At 69.8% G+C, this 17,605-nt stretch carries 21 protein-coding genes and 1 pseudogene; 11 read left to right on the forward strand and 11 right to left on the reverse strand.

The window, feature by feature from the left end:
- Together AO501_RS37700 and AO501_RS04220 are read left to right on the forward strand one after the other, a co-directional pair.
- A pseudogene (locus AO501_RS37700) lies at nucleotides 1-508 on the forward strand (hypothetical protein); the annotation flags it as partial.
- Between the two features lie 25 nt (nucleotides 509-533).
- A complete protein-coding gene (locus AO501_RS04220; RefSeq protein WP_055576546.1) occupies nucleotides 534-1,037 on the forward strand; it encodes a DUF1990 family protein in 504 nt (167 codons plus the stop codon).
- A 7-nt stretch (nucleotides 1,038-1,044) separates the two neighbouring features.
- Here the strand turns inward: AO501_RS04220 and AO501_RS04225 are convergent, their stop codons facing one another.
- Genes AO501_RS04225 through AO501_RS04240 form a run of 4 tightly spaced genes read right to left on the reverse strand, consistent with a single transcriptional unit; the run spans nucleotide 1,045 to nucleotide 3,408 of the window.
- A complete protein-coding gene (locus AO501_RS04225) occupies nucleotides 1,045-1,962 on the reverse strand; it encodes an NAD(P)H-dependent flavin oxidoreductase (protein WP_055576528.1) in 918 nt (305 codons plus the stop codon).
- Between the two features lie 2 nt (nucleotides 1,963-1,964).
- Nucleotides 1,965-2,312, reverse strand: a complete 348-nt coding sequence (locus tag AO501_RS04230; protein WP_055576529.1) for a cupin domain-containing protein — start codon at nucleotides 2,310-2,312, stop codon at nucleotides 1,965-1,967.
- An 11-nt stretch (nucleotides 2,313-2,323) separates the two neighbouring features.
- Nucleotides 2,324-2,749 carry a hypothetical protein gene (locus AO501_RS04235; RefSeq protein WP_055576530.1) on the reverse strand — a complete coding sequence of 142 codons (426 nt, stop codon included), beginning with the start codon at nucleotides 2,747-2,749 and terminating at the stop codon, nucleotides 2,324-2,326.
- Entirely contained in the window at nucleotides 2,746-3,408 is a 663-nt protein-coding gene (locus AO501_RS04240; protein WP_055576531.1) for a helix-turn-helix transcriptional regulator, read from the reverse strand. The genes AO501_RS04235 and AO501_RS04240 overlap by 4 nt, the downstream gene beginning before the upstream one ends.
- 153 nt (nucleotides 3,409-3,561) lie before the next feature.
- On the opposite strand from AO501_RS04240, the gene AO501_RS04245 reads away from it, so the two are divergent.
- The gene (locus AO501_RS04245) at nucleotides 3,562-4,362 is read left to right on the forward strand and encodes a class I SAM-dependent methyltransferase (RefSeq protein ID WP_055576532.1); all 801 of its coding nucleotides are present in this window, start codon (nucleotides 3,562-3,564) and stop codon (nucleotides 4,360-4,362) included.
- Here the strand turns inward: AO501_RS04245 and AO501_RS04250 are convergent.
- From AO501_RS04250 to pcaH, 3 genes are read right to left on the reverse strand one after another with little or no spacing between them, the layout of a single operon-like run.
- On the reverse strand, nucleotides 4,359-5,576 hold the full coding sequence (locus tag AO501_RS04250) for a lyase family protein (protein ID WP_055576533.1): 1,218 nt from the start codon (nucleotides 5,574-5,576) through the stop codon (nucleotides 4,359-4,361). The genes AO501_RS04245 and AO501_RS04250 overlap by 4 nt on opposite strands.
- The gene (gene pcaG, locus AO501_RS04255) at nucleotides 5,573-6,139 is read right to left on the reverse strand and encodes a protocatechuate 3,4-dioxygenase subunit alpha (RefSeq protein WP_055576534.1); all 567 of its coding nucleotides are present in this window, start codon (nucleotides 6,137-6,139) and stop codon (nucleotides 5,573-5,575) included. Before pcaG ends, AO501_RS04250 begins: the two co-directional genes overlap by 4 nt.
- Nucleotides 6,132-6,878 carry a protocatechuate 3,4-dioxygenase subunit beta gene (gene pcaH / locus AO501_RS04260; protein WP_055576535.1) on the reverse strand — a complete coding sequence of 249 codons (747 nt, stop codon included), beginning with the start codon at nucleotides 6,876-6,878 and terminating at the stop codon, nucleotides 6,132-6,134. Before pcaH ends, pcaG begins: the two co-directional genes overlap by 8 nt.
- Before the next feature lie 158 nt (nucleotides 6,879-7,036).
- On the opposite strand from pcaH, the gene AO501_RS04265 reads away from it, so the two are divergent.
- From AO501_RS04265 to AO501_RS04275, 3 genes are all read left to right on the forward strand, one after another.
- Nucleotides 7,037-8,734 carry a PE family protein gene (locus AO501_RS04265; protein ID WP_055576536.1) on the forward strand — a complete coding sequence of 566 codons (1,698 nt, stop codon included), beginning with the start codon at nucleotides 7,037-7,039 and terminating at the stop codon, nucleotides 8,732-8,734.
- 188 nt (nucleotides 8,735-8,922) lie between these two features.
- A complete protein-coding gene (locus AO501_RS40010; protein WP_055576547.1) occupies nucleotides 8,923-10,590 on the forward strand; it encodes a PE family protein in 1,668 nt (555 codons plus the stop codon).
- 33 nt (nucleotides 10,591-10,623) lie between these two features.
- Nucleotides 10,624-11,403, forward strand: coding sequence for a class I SAM-dependent methyltransferase (locus tag AO501_RS04275; protein WP_055576537.1), 780 nt, complete (start codon nucleotides 10,624-10,626; stop codon nucleotides 11,401-11,403).
- Here the strand turns inward: AO501_RS04275 and AO501_RS04280 are convergent.
- The gene (locus AO501_RS04280) at nucleotides 11,400-11,885 is read right to left on the reverse strand and encodes a hemerythrin domain-containing protein (RefSeq protein WP_055576538.1); all 486 of its coding nucleotides are present in this window, start codon (nucleotides 11,883-11,885) and stop codon (nucleotides 11,400-11,402) included. The two genes, AO501_RS04275 and AO501_RS04280, sit on opposite strands and share 4 nt — an antisense overlap.
- Nucleotides 11,882-12,781: a Rieske (2Fe-2S) protein gene (locus AO501_RS04285; protein WP_055576539.1), complete on the reverse strand. Its 900-nt coding sequence runs from the start codon at nucleotides 12,779-12,781 to the stop codon at nucleotides 11,882-11,884. The genes AO501_RS04280 and AO501_RS04285 overlap by 4 nt, the downstream gene beginning before the upstream one ends.
- Nucleotides 12,782-12,986: 205 nt before the next feature.
- Between AO501_RS04285 and AO501_RS04290 the strand changes: the two genes are divergently transcribed.
- The 5 genes from AO501_RS04290 to AO501_RS04310 are packed head-to-tail and all read left to right on the forward strand — an operon-like array spanning nucleotide 12,987 to nucleotide 16,536.
- The gene (locus tag AO501_RS04290) at nucleotides 12,987-14,270 is read left to right on the forward strand and encodes a Rieske 2Fe-2S domain-containing protein (RefSeq protein ID WP_055576540.1); all 1,284 of its coding nucleotides are present in this window, start codon (nucleotides 12,987-12,989) and stop codon (nucleotides 14,268-14,270) included.
- Complete coding sequence (locus AO501_RS04295; RefSeq protein ID WP_055576541.1) at nucleotides 14,267-14,788, forward strand: 3-phenylpropionate/cinnamic acid dioxygenase subunit beta; 522 nt, start codon at nucleotides 14,267-14,269, stop codon at nucleotides 14,786-14,788. Before AO501_RS04290 ends, AO501_RS04295 begins: the two co-directional genes overlap by 4 nt.
- Nucleotides 14,785-15,036, forward strand: a complete 252-nt coding sequence (locus AO501_RS04300; protein ID WP_055576542.1) for a hypothetical protein — start codon at nucleotides 14,785-14,787, stop codon at nucleotides 15,034-15,036. The genes AO501_RS04295 and AO501_RS04300 overlap by 4 nt, the downstream gene beginning before the upstream one ends.
- Nucleotides 15,020-15,814 (forward strand): 3-(cis-5,6-dihydroxycyclohexa-1,3-dien-1-yl)propanoate dehydrogenase, encoded by a 795-nt coding sequence (hcaB, locus tag AO501_RS04305; RefSeq protein ID WP_055576543.1) that lies wholly within the window; start codon nucleotides 15,020-15,022, stop codon nucleotides 15,812-15,814. The genes AO501_RS04300 and hcaB overlap by 17 nt, the downstream gene beginning before the upstream one ends.
- Nucleotides 15,811-16,536: a class II aldolase/adducin family protein gene (locus tag AO501_RS04310; RefSeq protein ID WP_055576544.1), complete on the forward strand. Its 726-nt coding sequence runs from the start codon at nucleotides 15,811-15,813 to the stop codon at nucleotides 16,534-16,536. The genes hcaB and AO501_RS04310 overlap by 4 nt, the downstream gene beginning before the upstream one ends.
- On the opposite strand, the gene AO501_RS04315 is transcribed toward AO501_RS04310, so the two are convergent.
- Both AO501_RS04315 and AO501_RS37705 read right to left on the reverse strand, forming a co-directional pair.
- On the reverse strand, nucleotides 16,524-17,288 hold the full coding sequence (locus tag AO501_RS04315) for an IclR family transcriptional regulator (protein ID WP_055576545.1): 765 nt from the start codon (nucleotides 17,286-17,288) through the stop codon (nucleotides 16,524-16,526). The genes AO501_RS04310 and AO501_RS04315 overlap by 13 nt on opposite strands.
- Before the next feature lie 10 nt (nucleotides 17,289-17,298).
- On the reverse strand, nucleotides 17,299-17,605 hold a 307-nt coding region (locus AO501_RS37705; RefSeq protein ID WP_197419761.1), incomplete at its 5' end, for a hypothetical protein.

Consider the following 17,605-nt stretch of genomic DNA (forward strand, 5'->3'; position numbering starts at 1 on the left):
CCGGGGCGGACAGGGCGGCCACGGGGGCTACGGCCAGGTCGGCGCCGGCGGCTACGGCGGCGACGGTGGCGACGGTGGCAAAGGATCGCAGGGCACCGGCAACGGCGGGGACGGCGGGGACGGCGGGACCGGCACCACCACAGGCGGCCGCGGCGGCAATGGCGGACGAGGTGGTGATGGCCTCGGTGGTGAGGCCTACGGAACGGGTGGTACCGGCGGCGACGGCGGCGACGGCGGCGCGGGCCTGACCGGAGCCGGCGGCAAGGGCGGCAACGGCGGCGCCGGCGGTACGGGCGGCACTGGCCCGCTACCGCCATTCGGACAGGGCGGCTCACCGGGCGGCAAGGGCGGCGACGGCGGCAACGGCGGCGACGGCAACATCCTCGGCAACCTGGAACCGGGCAGCGCCGGCCGGACGGGGCAGGACGGCTTACCCCCCGACGGCTTCAGCGGCGCGGGTGGCAGCGGCGGGGCCGGCGGCACCGGGGGATCCGGCGGCGGATCTTGAGCGGATTAGTGGCAAGCTGGGCAAGGTGGACCTGCGCACGCTCGCCCAGCAACAGCTGACCTATCAGGAAGTGGGGGCGACGGCCGCCGATCAGCTTCCGCCTGGATATGACCACATGAGCGTCTCGGCGCAGATCGGCACCGGCCGAGAGCGATTCGAGCAGGCGGCCAAGGCCCTCATGCACTGGGGCATGCAACGCGGCGCCGGGCTGCGGGTGACCGCAAGCACCGACACCGTCGCGGTCTCGTCCGTGGTGGTCGTCACGATGCTGGGCGTGCTGCGGGCCCCGTGCCGGGTGGTGTATGTGATCGAAGAGCCTGACGTCCGCGGGTTCGCCTACGGCACGCTGCCCGGTCATCCGGAATCCGGCGAGGAACGCTTCGCCGTCCGCTACGACCCGGGCAACGACGCGGTGTACGCCGAAGTATCCGCGTTCTCGCGGCCCGCGACCTTGCCGAGCAAACTGGGCGGGCCGTTCGTGACGGTGGCACAGCGGGTAATCGCCAAGCGCTACCTGCGCGGGGTCTGAGACCCCGCTAGGTCGCCCACCGCGATAGCAACTGCTCCGCTCCCGAACACAATGCTTCGATGACCTCACCCACCGTGGCGTCGTCGCGAATCATGCCGACCCCCTGGCCCGCGTCGACCGGTGCCGGGTGCCCGACGCTTGCGTCCGGGTCGCCGGCAAGTGCCTCCTCGCGACCGGACCAGCGCGCGACGAACTCGTCGGCCAGCACCCGCGACGGAAACCTCTCCGGCCACGGCAGGCCGGCGGCGACGTCGAATACCCGGGTGACCCGCGTGTCGGTCGCGGCCGCCGCGATCAGAGCCTGACGGCCGGGGGCCCCGGTCAGCGCCTCCGGGCAGGCGGCCAACCGGGTGCCCACCCATGCCCCGCTGGCTCCCGCGGCCAGCACCGCGGCCAGACTGCGCGGTGAGGCAACCCCGCCGCCCGCCAGGACCGGCAGGGACACCACGTCCAGCACCACGTCCAGCAGCGGCAGCGTCGCCAGTCGCACCTCGCCGTGACCGCCGCCTTCGGCCCCGCGCGCCACCAGCACGTCGACCCCCGCGTCTGCCGCTCGGCGGGCGTCTTCCGCGTCGTAAACCTGTGTGGCGGTGGGTATTCCGGCATCGCGCGCGGCCGATACCCAGGACAGGTCGGTGCCGAAACTGATCGACAACAGCGCGGGCCGGGCGGCGAGCGCGTCATCGAGCAGCCCGCTCTGGCGTCGCATCACCCAGTCCACCAGCCCGATCCCGTACCGCCCGCGCGCCTGACGCAGCTCAGCCGCCAGCGACGACCGGGTCGCGGTGCTGCCCATCCCAACCATTCCCAGCCCGCCGGCTGCGGTCACCGCCGTCGCCAGCCGGCCTCCCGCGACCCCACCCATGGGTGCGTTGACGATCGGTACCCGCAAACCGAAGTCCCGCGACCAGGGGGTGCTCAGCACGGTCAGTGTGAAGCGCCGGGTTGAGACTTCAGCACGGTCAGCATCACCACCGAGTCCTGCACCGCCAGCAGGGCGTGGCGCACCCGCGGGATGGCCAGGTAGTCACCGGCCTTGCCCTCCCACGCATCGTCGCCGGCGGTCAGCCGCACGTGACCCTCCAGCACCTGCAACGTCGCCTCGCCGGGACTGTCGTGTTCGGACAGCTCGTGTTCGGCGATCAGGGCCAGCACGGTCTGGCGCAGTTCGTGGGTGTGGCCGCCGTGGATGGTGTGGGCGGCGCGGCCACTGTTGGACTGCCGCGCCTCGGCCAGCTTCTCGGACGCCAGGTCGTTCAGCGAGATGGATTCCATGCCCTCACCTTTCAGTTGTTCAGTAGCAGTATCCCCGCCACGAGCAATGCCACCACCTTGACCACCTCTAGACCGACATAGGCGTAATGGGCCCGCGAACGCGGTGCCTCCAAGCCGGCAAGCACCTCGTCGGAACGCCGGGTCAGGCGGGGCCGCACCGCGATCAATTGCACGGCCAGGGCCACCGCCGCGACCGAAAACGCCACCGTGATCCGCGCCGGCGTGGGACCGGCCACCACGAGCGCCCCGATGAGCAGGGCGAACGCGACCTCCACGGTGTTCAGCGCGCGAAATACCAGACGGCCGATTCCCAGCCCGATCTGCAGCGTCACATTCGGCGCTCGGAACTTCAGCGGGGCTTCCAGGAACGAGATGGCCAGCACCATGCCGAGCCACACGAACGTGACGGCCACTTCCGTGGCGCGTCCTGAACTCACCGCTGCACTCCCGCGGGTGCCAGGTGGGCCAGGCACAGGTCCGGCTCGGCGAACGCTTCCAGGCGCTCGACGGTCACCGGCGCCGCCCAGGTCTCCAGAGCGCCGCGCATCAACCCGAGGTGGACGGGGCAGATGACGCTCGATTGCCGTTCAGCGAGCTCGAGAAACGGGCAGTGCCGCAGTCCGACCTGCGGGTGGCCGCCGGCGTCGCGGATCTCCGGCTCGAAACCCAGGTCGTCGAGCACGTCGACCAGGTGGGCGATGGACCTCTCAGCGTCCGGATCGGATCCGGGGGATCCGAGCCGCTCGCCCCACGCCCGGCCGGCCGCCACTGCCCGGGCGTCCGAATCAGGTTCGGAGGCAAGGCCGATGGCGAGGATCTCGGCCAGCAGCCGGTATTGCCGGGTCCCGTCGCGATCCATCTGCGGCACCGCGCGGAACATCAGCGGCGGGCGACCGGGGCCGCGGCGACTCGGCTGCACGTGCTCCACCCGGCCCTCGGCAACCAGGGTGTCCAGGTGAAAACGCACGGTGTTGGGATGCACCGCAAGCTTTTTCGCGATCGCGACGATGCTCAGGGGCGTGCGCGACGAGCGCAGGATCCGCAGTACCGCGCGACGGCGACCGGTCGACTCCGGCCCCGAATCAGGATCTGCCATGGCGAGTCACTCACCCTTCCCGAGCGCGGGCGGCGTGGACTAACGAGTTTACACAAGTAAATTTGTACAAATCCCGGACCGGCGTCCACCCAGTGCACCGGCTGCGCTACCTTACAGTGCAGCAACAGACTCCACTATGACTTCCGACAAAGAATGACTTCCGACAAAGACCCCCTTCCGCTTTCCGGCCGGGACGACGAGCACGTCCCCGGACACTGGCTGCTGGCCCGGTTGGGCAAGCGGGTGCTACGCCCGGGGGGCGTCGAGTTCACCCGCACCCTGCTGATCCGCGCCGAGGTAGCCAACGCCGACGTCATCGAGCTGGCTCCGGGGCTGGGCCGAACCGCGGCAGAGATCATCGCCCGCGGGCCCAGGTCGTACGTCGGCGCGGAAGCCGACGCGGATGCGGCCAACCTGGCACGCGGTGTCGTGGCGGGTCACGGCGAAGTGAAGGTCACCGATGCGGCCGACACAGGCCTGCCCGACGCCAGCGCCGACGTGGTGATCGGCGAGGCGATGCTGACCATGCAGAGCGATGCGGCCAAGCACGCCATCGTCGCCGAGGCCGCCCGGTTACTGCGGCCGCGCGGACGCTACGCGATCCACGAGCTTGCCCTGACCCCCGACGATCTACCCGAAGAGGTCACCACCGACGTCCGGCAGTCGCTGGCCCGCGCCATCAGAGTCAACGCGCGCCCGTTGACAGTGGCGGAGTGGTCGGAACTGCTGGGCGGCCACGGACTGGTGGTGCGCCACGTCGCGACGGCACCGATGGCACTGCTGGCACCGCGACGGGTGATTGCCGACGAAGGACTATGGGGCGCAATCCGATTCGGTAAGAATGTGCTCAGTCAACCGGACGCGCGCAGGCGGGTGCTGGCGATGCGAAGCACCTTCCGCAGGCACCGCGAGCGGTTGGCCGCGGTGGCCATCGTCGCGCAGAAGCCCGGTTAACCGCCGACGGCGTGCCGCGCCCGCCGCAAGCTCTCGTCGATCAACCGGTCGATCGCGCCGAAGTAGGTCGGCGACGGCTCCTTGCCGGTGAGTTCGGCTATGGCGCGTTGCTCGCCGAGAAGGTCTCTCGCATCCAGGTTCTCGGCCATCCGTCCGGTGTGTACCTGTAATCCGGCCAGCAGTTCGCCGCACTGCGAACCCGCCACCAGAGTCCGTCGGGCCAGGGTGCGCAAGGTATCCCACTCGACATGCCAGGCGCCGTCGGGGCGCTCGTCGTTGGCCAGCGCGGCCGCCTGGTGCAAGGTGGCCACCAGCGCTGGCGCCGATATCGCGGCTCGCCGAATCAGAATGGACAACACGGGATTTCGCTTGTGCGGCATTGATGACGAGCCTCCGCGCCCCGCGGTGGCGGGTTCGCTCAGTTCACCGATTTCCGGGCGCGCCAGGGTGACGACGTCGGAGGCGATGCGGCCCCAGCTGTCCGTGCACGCCACCAGCGCGTCGGCGGCGACCGTGAGCGGCCCGCGCGCGGTATGCCACGGCGCACGATAGTCGAGTCCCAGCGTCGTTGCGGCAGTGCGTGCGACGCTTTCGGCGAGCTCGGCGGGGTCGGCGGCACCGGTGCCCAAGGTGGCCAATTCCACGGTGGCCGAACAGGTTCCGACGGCACCGCCGAACTGAGCCGGGGTCGACAGCCCGTCGAGCCGGTCATGGGCGTCCAGAACGGCATTGAGCCAGCCGGCCGCCTTGGCGCCGAACGTGGTAGGCGCGGCATGCTGGGTCAGTGTGCGGGCGACCATCGGGGTGCCCCGATACGCGGCGGCAAGAGCGGACAGTGCGTCGATCTGCGTCGCCAGCTGAGCACCCAGTCCTGTGATGACGCCTCGCAGCGCCAACATCAGGGCGGTGTCCATCACGTCCTGGCTGGTCAGCCCCCGGTGAATCCACGGACTCAGCGCCGGCACCGCGCGCTGGCGCAGCAAGGCCACCAGGCCGATCACCGGGTTGCCGCCGTCCTCGGCGCCGGCCGCGATCCGCTCGCAGTCCTGCTCCCCCACCAGGTTCCGCAGGTCGGCAGCCGCGACCGGTGCCAGGCCCGCAGTCCCGAGCGCGCCCAACCAGGCAGACTCCACCGCGAGCATGGACTGCAACAGCGCCTGATCGCTCATGTGCTCGCCGGCTCGTTGGTCACCCGGCCACAGCAGGTTGGTCACGTCCGATCGTCCCCGTACACCAGGAACACCGTCTGGTCAGGACCCTGCAGGTGCACATCGAAACGGTATCGCTCTCGGCCGGAATCACTTTCAGCGACACAGCGCATCGTCACCCGGCGCCGCGGTTCCAGACCGCCCAACTCCGGGACGGCGTCCAGGTCGGCGTCCGGCAGGTACGCGCGAGTGAAGAGCCGATCCAGCAACCCCCGGGCAAAGACGGTGAGGGCGAAGAACGGCGGGCGCGCGTTCGCCGAGCCCGGAGCCACCGTGGTGAACGCGTAGTGCCCGTCGGCGTCAGTCGCCGCCCTGCCCCAGCCGGTGAAGGTCGATCCGTCGCGGCGCAGCGAACCGGACGCCCGCGCAATCCGGCCGGCGCTGTCGGGTTGCCAAATCTCCACCAGCGCGTCGGGCACCGGGGCCCCGGCCCCGTCGTAGACTGTGCCGTGCAGTTCGATGGCGCCGGGAAACTCGCCGCGGACCAACTCAGCGGCGCGCGCGAACGGCAGCCCGATGCCGAAGAAGGGACCAACGGTTTGTCCTGGGGTGCAACGGTATTCAGTCATCGGCGGAACACCGGCGCAGAATTATGTCCCAGCGGTAACCGGTCGCGTATTCCGGTTCGGTGACGTCATGGTCGTAGTGGGCGACCAGTCGTTGCCGTGCCACTGGGTCGAGGACCGACTGGAAGATCGGGTCCAGGCCGAACAGGGGGTCGCCCGGAAAATACATCTGAGTGACCAGGCGCTGGGTGAAAGCGGTTCCGAATACCGAGAAGTGGATGTGCGCAGGGCGCCAAGCGTTGTCGTGATTGCGCCATGGGTAGGGGCCGGGCTTGATGGTGGTGAAGCGATAGGAACCGTCGGGGCCGGTGAGACACCGGCCGGCGCCCGTGAAGTTCGGGTCCAGCGGGGCAGGGTGCCGGTCGAGTTGGTGGCGGTAACGCCCGCCGGCATTGGCCTGCCAGATTTCCAGTAACTGTCCGGCGACCGGCCGGCCGGATTCATCCAGAACCCGTCCCGTCACGATGATGCGCTCCCCGATCGGTTCGCCCGGGTGCCCGGCTGTCAGGTCGGCGTCAAGCGGATCGACATCCTGGTGGCCGAAACACGGTGCCGATCGTTCGATCTCGTCGGGGTCGACCGCCAACAGCGGGTTGTCCGGGTGCCGCAGGGTGCTACTGCGATAGGGCGGGTAGTTCAGGCGCGGCATCGCGTCGGCGCTGTTTGGCTGACGGTCGGCCGAGATGGCGGCGATCTCCGCCGAGATGTCACGTTGCGACGCGACGCGCTCCCCGGCCTTCACACAGCGTGAGGCTACCCGTTGTCACTCGCCGGGCCCTGACACGCGTTTTGACAGTTTCGCAAAAATGCCAACCCGGGACAGGACACGATGCTAAGTTCCGCGACGCTGGCAAATTCGTTTGGCAATTCACCCTCGGCTGCTCCGTCGGAAGGACACCTATGTCATTTGTGATCACCGCCCCTGACTTCGTGGGAAGCGCGGTCGGCGACCTGACCTCGCTCGCGTCGTCGATCGACGCGGCCAGGGCCGCGGCCGCAGGCTCCACCACCGGCATATTGGCGGCCGGCGCCGACGAGGTATCGGCGGCCGTCGCGAGCCTTTTCAGGCTGCACGCCAACACCTTTCAGGCGGTGAGCACCCAAGCATCGGCGTTTCACAACCAATTCATACAGACGCTGAGCTCCAGCGCGGCTTCGTACGCCGGCGCCGAAGCCGCCAACCTGGCCAACATCGCCGCGGCACAGCCCGGCCTGGAGCTGTTCGGTCTGCTCCTCATCGGCGACGGCGCCAACGGGACCGCGGCGAACCCCAACGGTGGCAAAGGCGGACTGCTGTGGGGCAACGGCGGCGCCGGCTACACGCAATCGGGCGCTTCCGGTTTGGCCGGCGGTAACGGCGGCAGTGCCGGGTTGTTCGGAAACGGCGGCGCCGGCGGCGGCGGTGGCTACGGTGCGTCCGGTGGCCATGGCGGCGCGGGCGGCTGGCTGTACGGCAACGGCGGCGCCGGCGGCGTCGGCGGCGCCGCGGCGACCGGCATCAACGGCGGCGCCGCAGGCGCCGGCGGTCTCGGTGGAAACGCCATCCTGTTCGGCAGCGGCGGCGCCGGGGGCAACGGCGGCACCGGCGTGACCGGGACCGCCGCCATCACGCCGAACAACGGGACCGCCTCGACCGGCGCCAACGGAGCGGCAGTCTCAGGCGGCGCAGCTCCCCCGATCGTCTATGGCGGCTCACCCAATCCGGGTGATCCCGGAAGCATCGGCCAGGTCGGCGGCACCGGCGGAATCGGCGGAAGTGCCAACTCCGCCAACGGATCCCTCCCCAACGGCGCCTACCTCGCCCAGGGAGCCGTCGGCGGCCACGGGGGCCTCGGGGGTGCCGGCACCGATGCCGGTGTTGCCGGCGCCGGGGGCGCCGGTGGCCACGGCGGCGCCGGGGGCAACGCAGGACTCTTCTACGGCGACGGCGGGAACGGCGGACACGGCGGCGTGGGAGGAGTCGGTGGATCCGGCGGCACGGCCGCCAACGGCGGCGTCGGCGGCACCGGCGGCGCCGCATCGGTCAGCACCGTAGCCAACCTCTCCGCAAGCGGTCAGGCGGTCGGCGGCCAGGGCGGAACCGGCGGCACCGGCGGAACGGGCGGCACCGGCGGAAACGGCGGCAACGGGGGCGCCGGAGGAGCTGGCGGCCGCGGCGCATTCCTGTTCGGCTCCGGCGGAGATGCAGGCTACGGCGGGGCCGGCGGCATCGGTGGCGCGGGCGGAACCGGTGGCGTCGGAGGCGCGGGTGGAGGCGGCGGTAACTCGACGATCACCGGAGCTAGCCCGAACAACGCATCCGACGGCGGTTACGGCGGCAACGGGGGCACGGGCGGCACCGGCGGTGACGGAGGCACCGGAGGCGATGGCGGCGCCGCGGGCACAGCGGGTGCGGGCGGGCTGTTCGGCCTCGCCGGTGCCCTCGGCACCGGCGGCGTAGGCGGGGTCGGCGGTGACGGCGGCGCGGCCGGCACACCGGGCACCGGTTCCTCCGTCGTGGGCACGGCGACCGGCGGCAGCGCGGCACCGGGCCAACCGGGAGCGAACGGCTCCGCCGGCAGCATCGGTCAGGAAGGCGCGTCCGGCAACAACGGCTGACCAAGGCCGGCGACACCCTCAATCAGCGCGGCCAGGCACGGCGTCACCCCGCCCTGCCTGGCCGCGCCGCATTCTGGCGCGGGACTAACCGCCGCGCCCAGCGGCAGGGTTGAAGATTTCTTCATAATCGTCTAAAACCTTCAGTAGCGATGATCCATTCCGTTCTGCGGGCAACGAAGGTTTCAGCGATGTCGTACCTCTTCACCACACCGGACCTGATCGGCGCCGCCGCTGGCGATCTCACCGCAATCGCGTCGTCGATCGACGCGGCACGGGCGTCGGCGGCGCACTCCACGACCGCCATCGCCGCGGCCGGCGCCGACGAGATCTCCTCGGCCATCGCCGCGCTGTTCAGTACGCACGCCCAAACCTTTCAGGCGCTGAGCAGGCAGGTGTCGGCGTTTCACAGTCAGTTCGTCCAGACCCTGCACGACGCCGTGGCGTCCTACGCCAGCGCCGAGGCCACCAACCTTGCCGGCCTCGCCGCCGCCGAACCCGGCCTGGAACTGTTCGGTATGCGACTGGTCGGCAACGGTGCCGACGGAACCGCGTCGAATCCGGCGGGCGGCAATGGCGGGCTGCTGTGGGGCAATGGCGGCGCCGGCTACACCCAGCCGGGTTCCTCCGGCTTGGCCGGCGGCAATGGCGGAAACGCGGGCTTGTTCGGCAACGGCGGACGCGGCGGCGGTGGCGGCTTCGGGGCGGCCGGCGGTCAGGGGGGCGCCGGCGGATGGTTGTTCGGGAACGGCGGCGCCGGTGGCACCGGCGGCGCGGCAGCGGCTGGTTTCCACGGTGGCGCGGCGGGCAACGGCGGCGCCGGTGGCAGCGCGAACCTGTTCGGCAATGGCGGCGCCGGCGGGCACGGCGGCTCCGGCCTGCCCGGTACGGGCGTGGCCACCCCTGTCAGCGGGCCCGCGGCCACCGGCGCCGCCGGCGGTGACAAAGCGGGCACAGTGCCCGGGCTGTTCACCGGCGGTGACGGCTCCACCGGAACTGCTGGAGCCGCAGGCCAGGTCGGCGGCACCGGCGGCAGCGGCGGCACCGGCAGCGATTCAGGTACCAGCAACTCTTTGTTTGTCGCCAAGGGCGGCGCCGGCGGCCAGGGCGGGACGGGCGGCCTGGGCAGCAACGCCACCGTCGCGGGTACCGGCGGTCACGGTGGTGCCGGCGGCAATGCCGGGCTGCTGTTCGGAGACGGTGGGGACGGCGGCGCGGGCGGCGCCGGCGGCATCGGCGGTTCGGGCGGCACCGGCGCGACAGGTGGTGTGGGTGGTGCCGGAGGTGCGGCAAGCGTCAGCGCAGCCGCCCCCGGCATCGGGCAGGCCACCGGCGGTGTCGGCGGCACCGGGGGCGCTGGCGGCACCGGGGGTGTCGGAGGCACCGGCGGAGCCGGCGGCGACGGAGGCAACGGCGGGCGCGGCGGAATGCTGATCGGCAACGGCGGCGATGCGGGACACGGCGGGACAGGTGGCATCGGGGGCGCCGGCGGAGTCGGCGCTGCCGGTGGAGCCGGCGGGGCCGGCGGCAACGCCACCGCGGCCGGAACCGGAGACAACGATTCCACCGGCGGCACCGGAGGTACCGGCGGAGCAGGCGGCAAGGGCGGCGCCGGCGGAACCGGCGGAACCGGAGGCGCGGCCGGCACGGCGGGAGCCGGAGGGCTGCTCGGCTCGGCGGGTGACGGTGGGAGCCGCGGCGCCGCCGGCGCCGGAGGTGCCGGCGGCGCGGCCGGCGCGGGCGGTGCCGGAGGTGCGGGCGGTCGGGCCTCGGGGGGCGACGCCAATGCGGGCAGCGTCGGCGGCAACGGCGCGAACGGGAGCACCGGCAGTCAAGGCGCGTCCGGCTCGGACGGCTGACCGGGGAGCGCGCTGCCCGATACCCTTGGCGCCATGCCGAGCGATTACGTCTACAACCAGGGCTTCGCCGAGGAGCGCACCCGGTTGGGCGCCATGGAGAGCCTGTGGGACCCGGGCACCCGGGCTCTGCTCGACGAGCTCGGCCTTCGTAGCTCTGAAAAGCCCTGGCGCTGTTTGGAAGTCGGTGCCGGTGGTGGATCGCTGCTGCACTGGATGGCCAGTCGCGGGGCCAGCGTGGTGGCCGTCGACATCGACACCCGCTTCATCGAATCGCTGGCCGGCGACACCATCGAGGTGCGGCGCCTCGACATCCGCACGGACGAGTTGCCCGAAGGGCAATTCGACCTGGTCCACTCGCGGCTGGTGCTCGAACACCTGCCGGACCGGCGACAGATCATCGAGCGCCTGGCCGCGACGCTGCGGCCCGGCGGATGGATGGTGATCGAGGATCTGGATTGGACACCGTTCGGCTTCGACGCGGTCGACGCTCAACTCGACCTTGTCACCGATGCCATCCTGACGTTCATGCAGCAGTCCGGCTTCGAACCGCGCTACGGCCGCCGCGTGGTCGCCGATCTGGCCGCCGCCGGGCTGACGGAAGTTCGCGGCGAAGGCCGGGCGAAGGTGATCGACTCCAACACAGCCGGTTTCGACTTCTTCAGCCTGTCCTTCGAGAGTCTGCGCGCGGCCGTGGTGGAGGCCGGACTGATCTCGGAGGCGGACGCCGCCGCTGCAGCTGCCCGCTTCGGCGGCGCCGTCCGCGTATTCACGCCGATCATGATGGCCGGAATCGGCAGACGGCCGGCGTCCTAGATCGCCTTCAGCAGCGCTGCCTTGCCGCGGGTTCGCAACTTGTGCAGCGACGAACCACGCAACTGCGCGATCCGCGCCGCCATCTTGTTGCCCAGTTCCTCGAGTTCCGCGTCGGTGATCTGCACCGGCGCGGGCGCGGGAATCATGTCGCGTTCTTCCTCGTCGGCGTGCGCCTCGAGCACGGTTTTGAAGGTGTTCCACTCCTGCTGGTAAGCCGGCGCGCTCTGCGGGGTGCGCAGCAGCACGCCCAGCTGATCCACCACCTGACGGTGCTCGGCGTGGGCGATCGCGATCAGCTCACTGGCTGCCGCCAGCGCCGGGTAGTACAGGTCGTCCTCGATGCGGAAGTGAATGTCCAGTTCCAGCAGCATCTCGTCGAAAAGCTCATGCCGCTCCTGGCTGTTCAACGGCGCCTCGCTGACCTTGCGCCCCAATCCTTTCAGCACCACATGGTGCTCCTTGAGCACTTCGTATGCGTTCAATGGGCCACTCCGCGCACTTCTACATTTCCTTCCATCACCCGGGTTTCGTAACACGGCAACGGGGCCGCCGAGGGGCCGCGCAACACCTCTCCTGTTTCCAGCGCGAATCGGGAGCCGTGCCAGGGACATACGATCCGCCCGCGATCGACCCAGCCGTCGGCCATCGGCGCCGCCAGGTGCGGACAGAACTCTCCGAACACTGCCACCTGTCCCGGATCACCTTGGCAGACAACAAGTCCCACGCCGTCGACCTCGACGCGAACCGACTTCCCGTTGAGCTCCCCGGCCGGCAGCACCGGTGTCCACTGACTGTTGCGCAACCGGGCACCGGACCGATCGACGCCGATGCCGTGATCGAACACCAACGCTCCGCCGAGATAGCTGCCACCGAGCGTGACGGCGTAACCCGCCGCCGCCAGGCCGACTCCCCGGAGACGGCGGCCATGCCGGCGGTCGCGCCAGGACAGTCCATAGAGCAAGGTCGCGCACGAGTTCACCGCGCCGTGCACCAGCCCGACGCGACGGTCCTCCCGGTGGGTGTGCTGCCAATCGGATACCCCGGTGACCGCCGACGCGATGCTGACGACAATCCCGAGACCGAGCGCATGAGACGCGATCTGTGCGGTGTTCCGGTCGGCCGCGGGGCGCCGTCCCGGTACCAGGCTCAGTGCGTCCAGTGCCACCGTCGTCCCCAGCGCGCCACTGGCCAGGGACGCCAACGGCGGGTGCACCGGGTGCCCGAGCCAGACGCCGTTCAGCGCGTTCATCACCCGGTCACGCATCCGGCCCAGAGCGTTGAACAGCAGTGTCAGGATGTGCTCGAGACGGTAACTGGGCCGATCGAGCCACTCCTGCCGTTCGATCACGGCCAGCACCCGCGGCCCGATCTTTCGCATGTTGTCCTCCCCTGACGCGGCGGCCGTTACCGGCCGCCAATGCCAGAATTCCCCCTCCGCGCCGAGGTTTGAATGTAAGCCGCCTGTGAGTTGCCGTTTGAACTGCTGTGGCCGCAGGGCAGAATGGTTCTCTGTAGAACAGAAACAGCTGAGCGAAGGGCAGGTGCGGGTGACCGACCAACTTTTCGAGCACGTCCGTCGGGGCATGATCCCGGCGCACATCTACAACGACGCCGACCTGTTCGCGCTGGAGAAGGAACGGCTGTTCAACCGGGCGTGGATGTTCGTGGCTCACGAATCCGAGATCCCGCACGACGGAGACTATGTGGTACGGCGCGTGCTCGATGATTCGTTCATCATCACCCGCGACTCGGACGGCCGGGTGCGGGCCCTTTTCAACATGTGCCTGCACCGCGGGATGCAGGTGTGCCGCGCCGAGATGGGCAACGCCTCCAATTTCCGCTGCCCATACCATGGTTGGACCTACCGCAACGACGGGCGCCTCACCGGTCTGCCGTTCCACCGCGACGCCTACGGCGGCGACGAGGGCTTCGACAAAAGCCAAACACTGCTGCCCGCACCGAATCTGGACACCTACAACGGACTGATCTTCATCAGTCTGGACCCGCACGCGCCGCCGTTGCGCGAATTCCTCGGTGACTTTGCGTTTTATCTGGACTTCTACACCCGGCAGAGCACCCACGGACTGCAGGTCAGGGGTCCCCAGCGGTGGCGGATCAAGGCGAATTGGAAGATCGGCGCGGAGAACTTCTCCGGCGACATGTACCACACGCCGCACACCCACGCCTCGATCGTCGAGATCGGTCTGTTCCGGGAACCCAAGGCGCAGAAGCGCAAAGACGGAGCCACCTACTGGGCCGGCCGCGGCGGAGGAACCACCTACAAGCTGCCGCCCGGCGACTTCGACGAACGCATGCGTTACGTGGGCTACCCAGACGAGATGATCGCCCGCATCAAATCGGTGTGGTCGCCCGCCCAACAGCAAGTGGTGGCACAGGACGGCTTCATGTTCTCGGCCGCCACCTGTTTCCCCAACCTCAGCTTCGTGCACAACTGGCCCAAGCTCCCCCAGGGGGAGCAGGTGCTGCCCTTCATCTCGATCCGGCAGTGGCAACCGATCAGCGAGAACGAGACCGAAGTGTGTTCGTGGTTCGCCGTGGACTCTGCCGCCCCCGAACAGTTCAAGAAAGACTCGTACAAGGCTTACCTGATGTGCTTCGGGTCGACCGGGATGTTCGAGCAGGACGACGTGGAGAACTGGGTCTCACTGACCACCACCGCGGGCGGCTCGATGGCCCGGCGACTGCTGCTGAACAGCCGGATGGGACTGCTTTCCGACGACAGCCCGGTGATCGAGGCGCTGCCCCCGGAGTCGTTCCACGGGCCGGGCCGGGCGCAGGTCGGCTACAACGAGTACAACCAGCGCGAGTTGCTCAAACTGTGGGCCCGGCAATTGGAGTCCGTATGAGAAAAGCTCTGTCGTTCAATGATATTCGGCATCAGCAGGCGCATCAGTTTCTGGTCGACGAGGCGTATCTGCTGGACGCGCAACAGTATGAGGCGTGGCTGGACACCATGACCGACGACATCCGCTACGTGATGCCGGTGCGCGTCACCACGGCCCGCGGCGCCGGATTCGACACCTCGCCGGGTATGGCCCACTTCGACGAGGACAAGTATTCGCTGACTCAGCGGGTGGCCCGGATGGCCACCGAGCACGTATGGGCCGAGGATCCCCCGTCGCGACTGCGGCACTTCATCACCAACGTGCGCACCTTCGAACAGGATCCGGCGCACCTGCTCGTCGAATCGGCGGAATTGCTGTTCCGCAGTCGTGGCGACGTCAACGAGTCCGCGTTGCTGTCCTGCGGCCGCGAAGACGTGCTGCGCCGGGATGACGACCAGGGTTGCTGGAAGTTGGCCCGCCGCAGCATCATTGCCGACGAATCGGTTTTGCGCATGCAGAACCTGGCGGTGTTCCTGTGAACCCGGTGGGCGAGCCGATCACGGTGGCCAACGAATTCACCGAGGTCGTCGTGCAGCGGGTCGACACGCGCAACGGGTCGCGACTACTGATCCGCTGCCCCCGCAGTGGGCGGGAGATCACGCTGGACGCCCTCGAGGTCGAGGCTCTCACCTGGCAGAACCCCCGTACGCTGACGGCCATGGTCGGCAACTCACAGGCCCCGCTGCTGCCCGACGAGCCAGAGGACGGCGATGACCGGATGGCTTGACGGCAAACGGGCCCTGGTGGTCGGCGCCGGTTCGGGAATCGGGCGGGCGGTGGTCGACGCGTTCATTGCCGAGGGCGCCAAAGTTGCTGTATTGGAACGGGATCGGGACAAGTGTCACCGCCTCGGCGCGGAACTGCCCGACGTCCCGGTCGTGCGGGGTGACGCCACCAGTCGCGCCGACAACGAGCATGCTGTCACCGTCGCGGTGGACGCCCATGGCGGCCTGGACACGCTGGTCAACTGCGTCGGGGTGTTCGACTTCTACCGGGGGATCGACGACATCGATGCCGATGACCTCTCCGCCGCGTTCGACGAGATGTTTCGCACGAACGTGCTCAGCCACCTGCAGTCGGTAAAAGCCGCATTGCCGGCGCTGCGAAACGGCACCGGGCCCTGCATCGTGCTGACGGAATCCACCTCCGCCTACTACCCGGGGCGCGGCGGCGTGCTCTACGTGCCGTCGAAGTTCGCGGTCCGCGGCCTGGTGACGGCGCTGGCGCACGACCTGGCCCCGCAGATCCGGGTCAATGGAGTGGCACCGGGCGGGACCCTGAACACCGACCTGCGCGGGCTGGCCAGCCTCGGACTCGACGACGTCCGCCTCGACGACTCCCCCGGCCGGGCAACCGATCTGGCCGCCCGCACCCCGCTCAACGTCGCGTTGACCGGCTCCGACCATGCGTGGAGCTACGTGTTCCTGGCGTCGGACCGATCTCGCGGTATCACCGGTGAGACGGTTCACCCCGACGGCGGATTCCGTCTGGGCTCGCCGAAATGAGCCTGGAATCCCAGCGCGCGCTGGTGGCACAGGGTTGTCGCGTCGCGGCGGCCCGCGGCTTGGTGGACGGCATGCTGGGACATCTGAGCTTGCGAATCGACGACGAGCATCTGCTGATCCGATGTCGCAGTGACACCGACACCGGGGTGGCCTTCACCCGGCCTGGCGACATCCGCCTCATCACCTTCGACGGAAGTGAGGGCGCCCCAGGCGAACTCGACGGCTACCGGGTGCCCAACGAGCTGCCGATCCACCTCGAAACCCTGCGGGCCGAGGCCGGTCACCGGGCCGTCGCACACCTGCACCCGCCCGCGGTCGTCGCCGCCGATCTGGCCGGTATCGCGATCCGGCCCATCTACGGCGCCTTCGATATTCCCGGCGCGTGGCTGGCCCGTGGCGGCGTGCCGGTCTATGAAAGGGCGGTGCTGATCCGCAATGCACGGCTGGGCCAGGACATGGTGGCGGCCATGGGCGGGCGGCCGGTGGTGATCTGCCGCGGCCACGGCATCACCAGCGCCGCGGGCAGCGTCGAACAGGCGGTGCTGCAGGCGATCAGCGTCGACGCGCTGGCCCGCATGTCGTTGCGGGTGCGCGCCGCCGGCGGCACGTTGCGCGACATCGACGACGATGATTGGGATGGCCTGCCGGACTTGGGGTCCGGCTTCAACATCGACTCCGCCTGGCGGCACGAGGTCGCGCGCCTGAACACTCAGCCCAGCTGATCGCCGATCTCTTCGGCCGCCTCGGTCAGTGCGGCCGCCACCGCCGCATACTTCGACGCTGGCAGACGTTGCTGCGGGGCGGCGGCATTCAGCGCCAGCCGTAACCCGGGCGCGCGGATCGGGATCTGCACCGCAACCGAGGCGACGCCCTCCTCACTCTCTTCGCGGTTGGTGGCGTAGCCCTGCCGGCGGATGCGAGCCAGTTCGGTCTCGAGCCGGGCCCGGTCATCGATCGAGCGCTCCGTGACGCGTTCTAGCCTTTCCAGCGGAAATAGTTGCCGCACTTCGTCTTCTGATAATCCAGCGAGTAGGGCCTTGCCGGTCGAGGTGCAGTGGGCCGGCATCGTGCGCCCCAACCGGGAGGCCACCCGAACCGCTTTGGGCCCCTCGATCGCGGCGACGAATCGGACGTTGGCGCCATCGAGCATCCCCACATGAATCGACTCGCCGAGTCGCTCGCTGAGACCACGCATCACCGGCATGGCGGCGCGCGGAATGTCGATGCGGCCGAAGATCGCAAAGGCAACGCTGGTCAGGGCCGGACCGGGAAGGTACGCCTTGGAATCCGGATCCTGGCGGACGAAGCCGCGGTAAGCCAGCATCGCCAGTAGCCGGTGCGCGGTCGACGACGCGACGCCCAGGTATCGGGTGGCCTCGCTGAGCCGGATCTGCGGCTGCTCACCAAGCAGAAGCAGCAATTTCAGCGCGTTGTCGACCGACTCGATCGGATACTGCGGCACCTCATTCCGCATTCCGCCGAGCCTAAACGAATTGTCCGGCTTTCCCGTTACTGCCCGGCACACCCAGGAGGCCGGTGCTGCCGGCGCTGCCCCCGGGACCTCCGGCGGCACCGCCAAGTCCGCCCTGTCCGCCCAGCGCCAGGTTGCCGCCTGAGCCGACCGCGCCACCGGTAGTCGCGTCTCCGCCGTTGCCGCCGTTGCCGCCGGCACCGCCCTGGCCGCCGGCGCCGCCCGAGCCGCCTGTGCCCGCGCCCCCGGCTGCGCCGGCCCACCCGATCAGGCCACCGGCTCCCCCGCTGCCGCCGCCGGTTCCGCCGGCGCCGCCCACC

It is taken from the genome of Mycobacterium gordonae (assembly GCF_001417955.2).
Taxonomy (GTDB): domain Bacteria; phylum Actinomycetota; class Actinomycetes; order Mycobacteriales; family Mycobacteriaceae; genus Mycobacterium; species Mycobacterium gordonae_B.